11 protein-coding genes and 1 pseudogene are annotated in these 12,957 nt (G+C 47.4%); 9 read left to right on the top strand and 3 right to left on the bottom strand.

Going from position 1 to position 12,957, the window contains the following annotated elements; genetic code table 11:
- Nucleotides 1-170: 170 nt before the first annotated feature.
- Both ACEPPP_RS15240 and ACEPPP_RS15235 read left to right on the top strand, forming a co-directional pair.
- A complete protein-coding gene (locus tag ACEPPP_RS15240) occupies nt 171-2,453 on the top strand; it encodes a bifunctional SulP family inorganic anion transporter/carbonic anhydrase (RefSeq protein WP_374088092.1) in 2,283 nt (760 codons plus the stop codon).
- Nucleotides 2,454-2,570: 117 nt separating this feature from the next.
- A complete protein-coding gene (locus ACEPPP_RS15235; protein ID WP_374088090.1) occupies nt 2,571-2,969 on the top strand; it encodes a hypothetical protein in 399 nt (132 codons plus the stop codon).
- A 31-nt stretch (nt 2,970-3,000) separates the two neighbouring features.
- Here ACEPPP_RS15235 and ACEPPP_RS15230 read toward each other — a convergent pair.
- A pseudogene (locus ACEPPP_RS15230) lies at nt 3,001-3,663 on the bottom strand (ATP-binding protein); the annotation flags it as partial.
- A 118-nt stretch (nt 3,664-3,781) separates the two neighbouring features.
- Between ACEPPP_RS15230 and ACEPPP_RS15225 the strand changes: the two are divergent.
- From ACEPPP_RS15225 to ACEPPP_RS15195, 7 genes are all read left to right on the top strand, one after another.
- The gene (locus ACEPPP_RS15225) at nt 3,782-4,468 is read left to right on the top strand and encodes a TnsA endonuclease N-terminal domain-containing protein (RefSeq protein WP_374088088.1); all 687 of its coding nucleotides are present in this window, start codon (nt 3,782-3,784) and stop codon (nt 4,466-4,468) included.
- On the top strand, nt 4,461-6,404 hold the full coding sequence (locus tag ACEPPP_RS15220; RefSeq protein WP_374088086.1) for a Mu transposase C-terminal domain-containing protein: 1,944 nt from the start codon (nt 4,461-4,463) through the stop codon (nt 6,402-6,404). Before ACEPPP_RS15225 ends, ACEPPP_RS15220 begins: the two co-directional genes overlap by 8 nt.
- Nucleotides 6,401-7,297 carry a TniB family NTP-binding protein gene (locus ACEPPP_RS15215; protein WP_374088084.1) on the top strand — a complete coding sequence of 299 codons (897 nt, stop codon included), beginning with the start codon at nt 6,401-6,403 and terminating at the stop codon, nt 7,295-7,297. Before ACEPPP_RS15220 ends, ACEPPP_RS15215 begins: the two co-directional genes overlap by 4 nt.
- Nucleotides 7,255-8,388, top strand: coding sequence for a TniQ family protein (locus ACEPPP_RS15210; protein ID WP_374088081.1), 1,134 nt, complete (start codon nt 7,255-7,257; stop codon nt 8,386-8,388). The genes ACEPPP_RS15215 and ACEPPP_RS15210 overlap by 43 nt, the downstream gene beginning before the upstream one ends.
- On the top strand, nt 8,381-9,817 hold the full coding sequence (locus ACEPPP_RS15205) for a hypothetical protein (RefSeq protein WP_374088077.1): 1,437 nt from the start codon (nt 8,381-8,383) through the stop codon (nt 9,815-9,817). Before ACEPPP_RS15210 ends, ACEPPP_RS15205 begins: the two co-directional genes overlap by 8 nt.
- Before the next feature lie 473 nt (nt 9,818-10,290).
- Nucleotides 10,291-10,911 (top strand): hypothetical protein, encoded by a 621-nt coding sequence (locus ACEPPP_RS15200; RefSeq protein WP_374088075.1) that lies wholly within the window; start codon nt 10,291-10,293, stop codon nt 10,909-10,911.
- Nucleotides 10,880-12,037, top strand: coding sequence for a helix-turn-helix domain-containing protein (locus ACEPPP_RS15195; protein WP_374088073.1), 1,158 nt, complete (start codon nt 10,880-10,882; stop codon nt 12,035-12,037). The genes ACEPPP_RS15200 and ACEPPP_RS15195 overlap by 32 nt, the downstream gene beginning before the upstream one ends.
- Here the strand turns inward: ACEPPP_RS15195 and ACEPPP_RS15190 are convergent.
- Both ACEPPP_RS15190 and ACEPPP_RS15185 read right to left on the bottom strand, forming a co-directional pair.
- Nucleotides 12,034-12,264: a hypothetical protein gene (locus ACEPPP_RS15190; protein WP_374088071.1), complete on the bottom strand. Its 231-nt coding sequence runs from the start codon at nt 12,262-12,264 to the stop codon at nt 12,034-12,036. The two genes, ACEPPP_RS15195 and ACEPPP_RS15190, sit on opposite strands and share 4 nt — an antisense overlap.
- 116 nt (nt 12,265-12,380) lie before the next feature.
- Nucleotides 12,381-12,788: a hypothetical protein gene (locus ACEPPP_RS15185; protein WP_374088070.1), complete on the bottom strand. Its 408-nt coding sequence runs from the start codon at nt 12,786-12,788 to the stop codon at nt 12,381-12,383.
- Nucleotides 12,789-12,957 lie beyond the last annotated feature (169 nt).

Raw genomic sequence — 12,957 nt, 5'->3', positions numbered from 1 at the left:
AACTAGGGGGATCTTTACCAACAAATTACGCCGTAGACTCCGGAAACTTACCTTGGCTTAGGTCTTTATTGACAAATCGTTTATCTCAGGCAAAATTGTATCGATTCGATATTATTTTGCAGCTGACCTTAACGCACCTTCGCGACTCAACGATTCTCGGGATAAAAATAATGCTTAATTCATTCTCAAAAAATTTGAAAGACGATATTTCCGCCGGCATCGCCGTATTTTTGGTTTCCGTCCCGCTTTCCCTGGGCATTGCGATGGCATCGGGCGCGCCGCCCCTGTCCGGCTTGATTAGCGGCATCATCGGCGGCTTGATCGTTTCGCAGCTTAGCGGTTCGACGCTCGGCATCAACGGCACGGCCGCCGGGCTGACCGTGATCATCCTCGCGGCGATACAACAACTGGGCTTCAATGCGTTTCTTCTGGCGATAGTATTGGCCGGTTTGATACAGGTCGGCATGGGAATTTTGAGAGCCGGCGTGATCGCCTATTATTTCCCTTCCTCGGTGATCAACGGCATGCTCTACGGCATCGGCCTGATCCTGTTTTTGAAGCAAATCCCGCATGCAGTCGGCTACGACCGCGATTACGAAGGCGATGTCAACTTCATCCAGAGCGATCAATATTCCTCGTTCTCGGAATTGAGCCATATGCTCGGCAGTTTATCGCCGGGCGCGGTACTGATCTCTTTGCTGTCGCTGGCGAGTTTATTGATTTGGGAGTTCCTGATCAAAGACAAGCATCCGCTCCTGCGCTTGCTGCAGGGCGGCTTGGTAGCCTTGCTGGTCGGCGTGCTGGCCAATCTCCTGCTCGCCAACTTTTATCCGGCCTGGGAACTGAAAAACGCACATTTGGTGATGATTCCTGTCTTCGAGCATCCGTCGGATATCCTCAGCCAGCTTTATTTACCGGATTTTGCGCGGCTTTTTGATCCGAAAGTCTATTGGTTTGCGCTGACGATTGCGCTGGTCGCGAGCCTCGAAACCTTGCTGACGGTCGAAGCGGTGGACAAGCTGGACCCCTTTAAACGCATCACCCCGACCAGCCGCGAGCTGATCGTGCAAGGCATCGGCAATATCTGCGCCGGCTTCATCGGCGGCCTGCCGATGACGCAATTGATCATCCGCAGTTCGATCAATATCGAATCCGGCGCCAAAAGCCGGACAGCGGCGCTCGTTCAAAGCCTACTGCTTTTGTTTACCATCATTTTCATCCCCGGCGTATTCAACTTGGTGCCGCTGGCGAGTCTGGCCAGTATCTTGCTGCTGGCCGGCTACCGTCTGGCCAGACCCCAGGTATTCGAAAACATGTACATGGCGGGCAAGTACCATTTCATTCCGTTTTGCGCGACGGTGCTCGGCCTCGTGCTGACCGATCTTTTGACCGGCATCGCGATCGGCATGTCGTTCGCATTGATTGCGATCCTGATCGAAAATTACCGCGGCTCGTTCTATCTGCGTGAAACACACCTTGGCAACAAGACCGTGCTGCGGCTTTCCGAGCAGGTTTCGTTTTTAAACAAGGCCAACGTACAACGGACCCTGAAACAATTGCCGGCGGGTTCCGAGGTCGTGATCGACGCGACCCGGTCGAAATTCATCGATTATGACATTTTTGAAATCATCCAGAATTTCAGATCGGAAGCGCAAATCAAGGGCATCAAGTTGACGGTCGAGAACCTGCGCGGCTACGGCACCTTGCCGCCGCTCGAAACGGCCAGGGCGCAAACCTATGATTCGCAGCAGTCGCTGACGCCGGCCGAGGTATTGGCCATTTTAAAGGATGGCAACGAGCGTTTCGTGAACAACCTGAAGTCGAATCGCAATCTGCTCGAACAGGTCAACGACACCCGCAAAGGCCAGTTCCCGATCGCTATCATCCTGAGCTGCATCGACTCCAGAACCTCGGTCGAACTGATCTTCGACCAGGGCCTCGGCGACGTGTTCAGCGCCCGGGTCGCGGGCAATGTCGTGAATGACGACATTCTCGGCAGCATGGAATTCGCCTGCAAACTGGCAGGATCGAAATTGATCGTCGTGCTTGGCCACAGCCTTTGCGGCGCAGTCAAAGGCGCCTGCGCCGATGTCGAGCTCGACCATTTGACCGGCCTGCTGCAAAAAATCAAGCCGGCAGTCCATGCGGTTCGCGCGGAATTCGACGCGAAAAACCCGCCCGAACAGCCGGTGCTGGTACAGAAAGTCGCCGAACGCAACGTTCACTTGAGCGTCGAACAAATCCGAAAGCAAAGCCCGTTGCTGGACGGCATGGCGAAGGCCGGCCAAATCGACATCGTCGGCGCGATGTATGATGTGGAGACCGGATACGTCGAATTTTATACCGATACGCAGGCCGCCGCCTGCTGTCAAGCGCACACGGCCGCCGTTGCGCCGGCGGTTACTAACGTCATACCCATCGGGCTGCAGGCTTTGGGCAAATCCGCAGTATGAGGTAAAATGGCCGGCTAACCGCAGCCATCGGAACTCACGGCAGCGGAAGATCCGGCCGGATGCCGTTGCTACCGGCCCTGAACCTACGAATCCACTCACTCAAAAAGAGATAACACCATGAAAAAATCTTTGTTTCTGGCGGCCATGCTGGCTTCCGGCTCTGCGTTTGCAGTTACCGACCATTATTTGCTGCGCGACGGCAATCACGTCCATCACCTGAAAATCACCCAGCTGAACGATGAAATCACCGTCAGCACCGATGTCGATTTCGAGCCGAATGCCAATGAAAAAGACGCCAAGGCCTGTTCGGCCGATGTTTCAGGCGAAGCCAAGAAGACAGGCGAGAACCAATTGCTGATGAAGAAGCATATCGAAGGCCAGGCCGATTATTGCGAACTGAAGATCCAACTGAGCCCGAACGGCGCGAAGATCGAGCAATCGGAACATTGCAGCAATTTCGCGGCGGGCATTTGCCACTTCAATAGCGACGGCAAAGAACTGGTCAAGATCAAATAAGCCAGGCCAACCCGCTCGATCGGCGGCACAGTCATGACCGCCGATCCAGCTTCCGGTAGCCGATCGCCTCGCTCAAATGCGCGATCTCTATCGTTTCCGAGCTCCCCAAATCGGCGATCGTGCGCGCCAGCTTCAAGATCCGGTGATAGGCGCGATTCGACAGGCCGAACTTGTCCATCGCCTGCTCCAGTAAGCGGTGGCCGGGCTCGGACAAATTGCAAAACTGTTTGACTTCCTTCGCGGTCATCGCCGAATTGGCCTTGCCGGTGCGCGCGACCGCGAGCATCCGCGCCGCGGCGACGCGCTCCCGTATCACCGCGCTGCTTTCCTCCCCTTCGGGCGAGCCTTTGCGCAGCACCTCATGCGGAACCCGCGGCACTTCCAGATGCATGTCGATCCGATCGAGCAACGGCCCCGAAATCCGGGCCCGGTAGCGCATCACCTGCTCGGCCGTGCAGTGACAGCGGCCCGACGCATCGCCGAGATAACCGCAGGGGCACGGGTTCATCGCGGCAACCAGTTGGAAACGGGCCGGAAAATCGGCCTGCCGGTTCGCGCGCGAGATCGTGATGTGACCGGTTTCGAGGGGTTCGCGCAAGACTTCGAGCACTTTCCGGTCGAATTCGGGCAGTTCGTCCAAAAATAAGGTGCCGTTATGCGCGAGCGAGATTTCTCCTGGCCGAGGATTGCTTCCGCTGTCATCTTCCATAATAATTGCGACAGGCATTACCATAAATCAATGAGTTATGGTATATTTATGCATAATTAATGCGACGTTTTTTACCATAATAGGTGCGACTAAATAGCATTTTATGCAAAATAACCGCGACTGTCTACGCAAAGGGCAAACCCGTAAATTACGACCGACGCGCCGCAGTGTTTCTGGGGTCTATGCCTTTCGGGGAAAATCGGCTATACAGTTCGAATCTACCCTGGAGCGGGACTTTTTAATTCGGAAGGAATTCGAGTTAGACGTGCTTGATGTAATACCTCAGCCTGTTCGGATACCTTTTACCAAAAATGGGCTGAATTACACCTATACCCCGGACTTTCTTGTGTACTACCGCCCCTGCCTGCCGTATGGCGAATATCCAAAACCGATGCTGGTTGAAGTGAAACCGCTCGCTGAATGGCGAGAGCATTGGCGAAGTTGGCTTGATAAGTGGAAAGCGGCTTACCGGTATGCCAAGGATCAAGGCTGGGAGTTCCACATACACGACGAATCGCGCATCCGTAACCAGGCTTTAGCCAATATCAGATTTCTTGAGCGCTACAAAAGAATGCACTTCTCTGAAGCTGAAAGCCGTCGGTTAATCGATAACGTAAGCCAACTGGAAAAAACCCTGTTTCACGACATATTGGCCCGGCATTTTATGGGGATCTACGCAGCCGAAAGCATCAGCCACATCTGGCATTTGCTCGCAACACGACAATTGGATTGCGATATTTCTCAACCATTAAATGACTTTACTGAATTGTGGGTGCCGACTAATGAGTAAAGAACACGATGATGATATCGATAACACAAATCCGGCATATGAGCCCATCAAGAAGCGTGTAGACATTCAAGTGGGCAGTTTCGTACAAAACGCCAAAGTCGTTTATCGAATTACCCAAATTCTCGATTTTGAAACAGTCATCGGGGTCAATGTCGAGACTGGACGTAACCAGCCGCTTCGAATTTTAGAGTTAACCCCGCTCGCTAGCCCTAGCTCGATCGATAGCGACACGCATCGTGATTTGGACGATATCGTCGATGATGACTGGAATATTGCCGAGAAGCGGTTTGCTATTATCAAACCGCTTCTCGATGCCAAATCACCTGGCCGCAAAGAAGTCGAGCTGCACGCCAAGTCGGTCGGCATTGACACTGCGACACTTTATCGATGGATAAACAAGTATCAATCGCTTGAAGTCATTTCCACTCTCATTCCCAAAAAGCGTGGCTGGAGAACAGGCAATAGGCGGATAGCTAAAGTCGCAGATGCCGTGATAGATGAAGTCATCCAAGGATATTACTTTACCTCTGAGCGCCCCAGCCAATCCGATGCCATAAAAGAAGTGCATAGGATTTGTGAACTTCGTAATTTAGAATTTCCTCACGCCAGTACCATTAGACGACGATTACTTGAAATATCAGAAAAAGACTATCTAAAAGGGTGCGGCCAAAAAGAGAAAGCTAAAAATAAATTCACACCGGTGCCCGGCAAGTTTCCCAACGCAGATTTTCCGTTAGCCGTTATTCAAATCGATCATACGCCGGTTGATGTGATATTGGTGGATGATGTGTATAGAAAGCCAATTGGCCGCCCTTGGCTAACCGTCGCGATTGACGTTTATAGTCGGATGATAGCCGGGTACTACCTGTCATTTGACCCGCCATCCGGCACATCGGTTGCTATGTGCGTAGCTCATGCAATCTTACCTAAGAAGGATTGGTTGATATTGCACAATGTAGAGGCGGAATGGCCAGTCTGGGGTGTCCCCAAAACCATTCACGTCGATAATGGTGCCGATTTTCGATCAAATTCGTTTCAACGCTCGTGTTTGATGTATGGCATTAACCTCGAATTTCGCCCAGTTAAACAACCGCATTACGGAGGTCATATCGAAAGATTGCTGGGTACTTTTTCTTCCATAATGCATACGCTACCAGGCACGACATTTTCTTCTATCGAAAAGAGAAAGGGATACGATTCCGAAAAAGAAGCCGTGATGACCAAGGATGAGTTTGAACGGTGGTTAGTGAAGCAAATATGTAAAATCTATCATCCCGATAAACATAATGGCATTGGTATGCCACCGATTAAAAAGTGGACAATCGGTATTTTCGGCAATGCGGAAGTCCAAGGTGTTGGCCTGCCACCAGTTCCCTCTGACCGTTTGGCTGTGTTACTCGATTTTTTGCCGTCCATCCATCGCTCCGTACAGAGGGCTGGCGTTGTTATTGATTATTTGCAGTATTATGATGAAGCTTTGCGCCCATGGATTAACGTAAAGGATCCCGATAACCCGGAAGAAAAATTAAAGATGATTTTTCGACGGGACCCGCGAGATATCAGTGCCCTTTGGTTCTACGATCCAACGCTTAAACAATATTTTAAAATTCCCTTTGCTGATCAATCTCTTCCAGCCATGAGCATTTGGGAGCATAATTTAGCTCGCGCAAAACTCAAACAAGAGAATATTGATGAGCCTACAACACGTCAAATTCTCCGTGCTCTTACCGAACTGCGTAATGATATCGAAGAGTCCAAGTCGAAAACTAAAAAAGCTCGACGAATGAGTCAGCGTCGTATCGAGCATGAAAAAAAAATAACCCCTGCCGCACCTTTACCTCCATCTCCACCATCATCTCTGTCTCCCGCCAGACCTTCGACCTTGGTGGATGGGTTGATCGAGGGTGATATTGATACCTTCGGGGACATTTCATGAATATGAACAGTTACAATCATATACACCCTGATTTTCGTCATATTATGAAAATGTCAGATAAGGAACGGATTGAATTTATGGACCTGCCACGGTGGATCGGTTACAAGACAGCATCTCAAATGCTGGATACGCTGCAAGGGCTACTCCACAAACCATCTCGTCCCCGAATGCCGAACCTTTTGATTGTAGGTGAATCGAATAATGGCAAGACAACTATTATTCGTCACTTTTACGACGCTTGTGGACAAGGTTATGTTAATGACGATGCTGAACCTATCAAACCGGTTATTCTTGCCGAAGCCCCTCCGAGTGCCGACGAAAAAGGGCTGTATGCTTCCATTCTGGAACGTTTTTTCACTCCATATCGCGTAACCGATCCTGTTTCTAAGCTGAGATACCAAGTGATTCATCTTTTCAGGACGTGCCGCACCCGGATGCTAATCATTGATGAATTTCATTCACTTTTAACCGGCACCCCCATGAAGCAACGGGAAATCATGAATGCCTTAAAACTCTTATGCAATGAATTATCCATTCCTATTGTCGCCGTTGGAACTCGCGATGCTGTGCGTGTGTTGCATACTGACCCACAACACGCGAGCAGATTTGATGTGATGACGTTGCCGATATGGGAGTTAAACCAAGACTTCCAACGTTTGCTCGCTAGCTTTGAGAAAGTTTTACCTCTCAAAGAGCCCTCGGCGTTACATACACCTGAGCTTGCTCAATTGCTACATTCTATTTCAGGTGGGAATTTAGGCGATCTGCATCACTTGTTAGTGGAGTGTGCTAAGGAGGCAATTACCCAGGGTAAAGAAAAAATCGACAAGCCCATCGTAGAGAGCAAAGCATGGCTAAGACCTACTCGTGGCATCCGGGAAGTGATCGGGTAGTCTCGACATGGGCTGTCTCAGTCCCCATACTTTTCGATGAGATTATTTCATCCTGGTTAGTCAGGGCCGCCCTGACTCAGGGCTGCGATCCGCTTGTATTGACCGGCGAACTTTGGCCAAAATGGCGTGTATGGACAATAGATATCGACCGATCAATCCCTGAAGAACGACTAAAAACACTTTGCGTAATTTCTGGTATTTCGGCGGAAATTTTCCATTCGGCAATGCTGTATCCGATTATTCAGCAAATTTATCGAGGAAGCCCACCGGTAAAAGCAGTTTGGCCCTGGATTCTATCCCTCGGGAAGAGGAATACCAAACTTAGGAGTGGTTTGCAGTATTGCCCTAGCTGTCTTGCGGAAGATAATAATCCGTATTACCGTATCCAATGGCGGTTTGCTTGGCATACAGGATGTGAGACGCACCAATGCAGATTGCATGATTGTTGTTGGCATTGTGGTGCTCCGATAGAGCCGCATCGTCTATTAGCCGAAAATCAAACGGTTTCGATTTGTGCTTCCTGTAAAGTCGATTTAGGTCGGGCCGATACAATATCCTGGAAAGATGAGGCAAAATCGTTTCAATTGGAAACAGACCGCATTCTTCAGGGCGAATGTGGTGTCTATCTTGGCGAATCGATCAGTTCTCATCATTGGTTTGAGTTGGCAAGTTTTTTCGAGTCCTTCATTCGCCGTGTAAATAGAAATGGTGATGAGAAATTGCTTGGGTTTATTAACGAGATAGGTATAGTCTTGCCCGAGCACATTCCCATTATGGCAGGAGCAGGTATTGAATGGTTAAACGTCCAAATGCGCGAATGCCTCCTGGGCGCTGTATGGCGGTTTCTAACAGTGGATAAAGATCGGTTTTTGCAGGCAATGAAAACAGCCGATCTCTCAAGGCAAGGGTTATGTACCCGAAAAGAATCAGTGCCGGACCTACTTTCCGGAATAATTGACGGCTTGCCTGATCATTCTGTGACGCGAACAAAATCGCAAAAGACCCATTTGTCAGGCCCACGACCACGCCACGAGGTCATACGGATGATGAAGCGATTGGAACGGAAATTGGCCTTGTTAAAGAATGAGTGAAGCCAACAAGCGAGAAGTGGTCGTGCAGGATTGCGACGAATGCGGCAAGCGCGCGGTAAAAATCTGGCGAATTATCAAAGGGCATCGTTATTGCTCGACGTGCTATGCAAGGATTTTCAAGCGTCGAATGTGCCCTGCATGCGGAAATTTTGCTCGTTTACCCAGAAATGATCCTAAAGCTGTGTGCCGGCTTTGCCAATCGCATAGTCCATGCGTCCGGTGCAATAAAACGGATTATGAAATTGGGAAGATGACGGCTTATGGACCGGCCTGCAAGGTTTGCGCGCCTTATTTTAATGAACCAAGGCCCTGCGGTTTGTGTGGCAAGCCTTCAATTTGGCTGTCTAGGGTCCATCGGCTTGGGATTGAGGTTCAAGTTTGTCCGCAATGTGGAAGACAAGATCATGCTCCCTGCGAAGCATGCGGTCGCTATCGCTTATTAACGGAGGCGCCGGATGGGCATAGGTTGTGCAAGAAATGTCTTGAGCAAGGTGAAGTTCCGTGCCCAAAGTGCGGTGCAAAAATGCCTGCCGGTTACGGTAAGCAATGCCAAAAATGTTATTGTAAAGCACTATTGGAGAAACGAATCCAAATGGATTGCGCTTCATTTTCGTCGCAGGAAATGGCGCATCATTTCGCGGCATTTGGACAATGGCTGGCTCATAAGGTGGGCGAAAATAAAGCCGCTTCGACTATACATCGGTATTTAGCATTTTTTATCGAGATTGAGCGGCAGTGGAAATCGATTCCTGAATACAAAGCGCTTTTGACATATTTTGGACCCTTACGCCTCCGACGTGTTTTGCTTCCCATGCTTTGGATGCAAGAACAGAAACTGGTTGTGCGAGATGCAAAGGCAAAAAAAGAGGAATCAGAATCGAGGCGTATTGCGGTCATCCTGGGTAAATTACCGAAAGGCTCTCAAGAATCGATTATTCTGGGCGACTACCACAAAAAATTACTAGCTCGAATAAATTCCGGCGAAACAACGCTGTCTTCAGTTAGACTAGCGTTGACACCAGCATTCGCCTTATTGCAAATTGCAGCAAAAATGCAGTGTTTACCGCCTAATCAAAAAGTTCTGGATGTTTATCTTAGACATAAGCCTGGGCAAAGGGCGGCAGTGTCGGGTTTTGTGGGATTTTTACGTGATAAATATAAGGTAGATATCGTATTGCCGAAAGCTGACTCAGGAAAAGCTCATCGGCAACGAAAAAAACAGCTTGAGGCCGAAATGCTGGAGCTTATGAAGGAGATAGATAGCGAAGATGATCTCAATCGTCGATGGCTGTCTGTTGCATTGGCGTACTTTCATGAATTGCCGAAGAGTGTTGGCAAAAAGGTTGATAGCAGCGAAATTGTTAATCATGACGATGGCAGTTGCACGGTTACTTGGCGTAAACAACAATTTTGGGTGCCTAAAAGGTGAATTTGATTTGATTCAAAGGGAAGGAAAGCGGGGAGTCGCTATTTTTGCGAAAGCTTGTTTTGGTGGCCTCCCAGCCTCCGGCACCTGCTCTGCCCATAGACCACCCTTGTGGCGTTTTCCTACCTCCCTCCTCCATGCGGTCGAAGCAAGCGGTAAAAACTTAACAGGACCCCTAATGCCTTCGGCGCCCCAACCGTTTCGAAACGGGTCGTCAATGACCCCTACACATGCACCGTTTTTTGCTTTATCTTTGCTCATCGCGTCTCTCGTTTTTGCTGTTACTCGATCTTGACAATCTTATTTCAGCAGAGGACGCCGTCTCACTTCAAGTTCGGCTGTACACCAGATTTAGTTATAACTCTCTCCATGTCAATGCTTTCCAAAAAGTATGTTTTATACGATTTTACTTGACATTTTAACCATTTTTACTAAAATACTTGCATAGAAAACATTAAGTAATTGTGGAGACACAAATGGATAAATTTTTTTCGAAGTACCTGGATGAGTCTGATTTGCACGCCTTATCAAGCGCGGTTCATACGGGCTATTGGTCTGTTGAGCATCTATTTGAGGTGAATACGATACTTGGCAGATTTCCACCTGGCCTTGACCAAAGGCCGAGACTAATTAATGTTTTTGTTGAATACTATTTAACAAAAATTAGCAATAAAGGATTTCGTTCAGAAATCAAAAAAAATCATGCGAGAAATTGCAATCATGTGCGTTTGTACAAAGACGATTTAACGATTACACAGCATTTCTTGGGAAGCACTTCCCCCAGAAGTATGGCGCGGAAAGCAATTTATAGAGGCGTTCTAACCGCACTAAACTACGATTTGTTTAGCTCATTTGAAGAAGAAGAAACTGATCATGACTTATATGGACATCTTTATCATTATGGCCTTAAAAATCCAGAGGTAGTGATGTTAGCTGTCCCGGACACTAATCAAGGAAAAATTCTTGGCAAACCTTTGCTTTTGCCAAAAATAGAAAAACAACAAGAAAAAGAAAGCGTAGAAGAAATCAAGGACACGATTGAACACGTACTTAAAGAGGCACTCCATGAAGATCAGCGCAAGGAAAAAACAAGTTAACTTCCAACCATTCAGATTATCTCAAGCTCGAATGGCGAAGGGATGGTCAATGGTCGATCTTGCTCGGCAAATTAACTTAACAAGACAGGCCATATCATCTTTTGAAAAAGGTGAATCTAATCCTTCATATGACACATTACGAGAACTGGCAAGATCCCTTGGGGTTAAAGAAACATTTTTTTGCCTTCCGCAAAATGAAGGATTTTTAAAAAAAGATTCCGCTATAAACTTCAGGACTTTAAAATCCGCATATTCAAGAGAAATAGACCAGGCTAAAGTATTTCTTGAATTGTTTGCTGAACTATGCGGATTGTTACAACAAGAATATGTTGAATTTAGCCCTATAAAACTTCCAAAATTTTCTATTGATGATTTCGAAAATTTAACCCTTGAAGAAATACAATATTTTGCTGAACAAACTAGGCGTTTCTTTGGCCTAGGTGATGGGCCTATAAGTGATCTTACTCTTCTTTTAGAGAATCACGGTTTATTAGTAGGATATTTGCCATTACCTCAAAAGATAGACGGAATATCCGCATGGATTGATAGGCGCGCCTATACCCTCATCAATAGAAACGCTTATGCTTGTCGCGCAAGGCTAGATTTGGCTCATGAATTAGGGCACCTAGTTTTGCATACTTCATTGGCGCAAGAAGATTTAGACCATAAAAAAACATTAGATTTAGTTGAAAAACAAGCATTTCTATTTGGGATGGCGTTTTTAGCCCCAGAAAAGGCCATTGCAAAGGAATTTTATAGTATGGATATAAATGCTTTGCAGAGTTTAAAGAAAAGATGGGGAGTCTCAATGCAGGCATTAGCAATGTGGCTAAATTCAATTGAATTAATTGGTGATAGACAAAAAACTAATTTTTTCCAGAAGATGTCTGCTGCTGGGTTAAAAAGAAAAGAACCGCTTGATGGAGAAATGATTCCTGAAAAATCAAGATCAATGAAGCGAATAATTGAGTTATTAGATAGTAACGGGATTATTCAGGCAGGGGATTTTTTAACAGAATTATCTTTTCCGGAATACTTAGTAAAGCCGATATCAGGGTTGCCCGATGACTTCTTTGCTCGTAAAGCTATGGCAAACAACATAGTTCAATTGCGTAGAATTAATTAAATCTTAGTATCCCAACGAGCCTTTGCCGCCTTCCTGGCAATCTCTGGCCTTTCTTCCGGCGTGAGCTTTTCGGCTCGCGCCTTCCCTCCCTTCAATCCGCCTTTTTGACTATCAGCCTTCTTGCCGGTCAATTCTTCATCAGGCTCTTCTATTTCTCCCGTTGCTTGCTGGAAGACATCGAAGGCGATCTGGGTAAAATCTTTGCGTGGGTTTGTTTTCTTAGTCATACCGATAAGATAGCATAGGCACGAAAAGAGTTCATCTACCTGAAATTTCAAACTGAACCACTACCGACCGCCGGACAACGAAGAAACTGTTTCCGAACACTGCTATAATACCAGGATTATATATCCAACCCTCTAGCCAAGCGTTTTACATAATCATCCACGGTCTTAATTGAAGCTAGATCAATAGTAAGCCCTCGAAGCTTCGCACGCTGTTGAGCTGCTGTACTGAGAATATCAAGCTCTTCGCTAGTAATCCAATATGTACCTATATCTTTTCCGAATTTGTCGCTTGGCCGCATACGCTCGGCAGGAACGCGTAAAATCTCAGCAATTTCATGCCATAACTCAATCACTTCTGTTTTATTAAGGCCAAGAGATGCATAGAATCGCCTGTATATTTCTTCATCTGTTAAAGCTTCGCGAGCAGCAAGGGCAGTATCAATATTGCGTTTTTTTGTGGCTCTGACTATCAAGCCTAAGCTTATAAGCAGCACGACAATAGTCAAGAAAATCCATAATTCCATAGTATCGTTCTCCTAGTACGCACAATTATTATTGGCGCATGCGGCGGCACAATATCCCTCTGCCCCAAAAAGATAGAGTCCATACCCAATCCAAACAGGCGAAGCAATACGTCCAATGCTTCGGATGAAGCCGCCAACTGTTCCTGCTCCGCCACCGCCTAAAGCGTGA

Origin of the sequence: Methylomicrobium lacus, assembly GCF_041897535.1 — a bacterium.
In the GTDB taxonomy this organism is placed as follows: Bacteria; Pseudomonadota; Gammaproteobacteria; order Methylococcales; family Methylomonadaceae; genus Methylomicrobium; species Methylomicrobium lacus_A.
Note: the sequence above shows the minus strand (reverse complement) of the source record. Positions and strands in the feature narration are given on the sequence as shown.

Excerpts from the sequence above, each read along its gene's own strand:
- ACEPPP_RS15240 (WP_374088092.1), top strand. The coding sequence starts at position 171 with ATGCTTAATTCATTCTCAAAAAATTTGAAAGACGATATTTCCGCCGGC.
- ACEPPP_RS15235 (WP_374088090.1), top strand. The coding sequence starts at position 2,571 with ATGAAAAAATCTTTGTTTCTGGCGGCCATGCTGGCTTCCGGCTCTGCG.
- ACEPPP_RS15225 (WP_374088088.1), top strand. The coding sequence starts at position 3,782 with ATGCAAAATAACCGCGACTGTCTACGCAAAGGGCAAACCCGTAAATTA.
- ACEPPP_RS15220 (WP_374088086.1), top strand. The coding sequence starts at position 4,461 with ATGAGTAAAGAACACGATGATGATATCGATAACACAAATCCGGCATAT.
- ACEPPP_RS15215 (WP_374088084.1), top strand. The coding sequence starts at position 6,401 with ATGAATATGAACAGTTACAATCATATACACCCTGATTTTCGTCATATT.
- ACEPPP_RS15210 (WP_374088081.1), top strand. The coding sequence starts at position 7,255 with ATGGCTAAGACCTACTCGTGGCATCCGGGAAGTGATCGGGTAGTCTCG.
- ACEPPP_RS15205 (WP_374088077.1), top strand. The coding sequence starts at position 8,381 with ATGAGTGAAGCCAACAAGCGAGAAGTGGTCGTGCAGGATTGCGACGAA.
- ACEPPP_RS15200 (WP_374088075.1), top strand. The coding sequence starts at position 10,291 with ATGGATAAATTTTTTTCGAAGTACCTGGATGAGTCTGATTTGCACGCC.
- ACEPPP_RS15195 (WP_374088073.1), top strand. The coding sequence starts at position 10,880 with ATGAAGATCAGCGCAAGGAAAAAACAAGTTAACTTCCAACCATTCAGA.
- ACEPPP_RS15190 (WP_374088071.1), bottom strand. The coding sequence starts at position 12,264 with ATGACTAAGAAAACAAACCCACGCAAAGATTTTACCCAGATCGCCTTC.
- ACEPPP_RS15185 (WP_374088070.1), bottom strand. The coding sequence starts at position 12,788 with ATGGAATTATGGATTTTCTTGACTATTGTCGTGCTGCTTATAAGCTTA.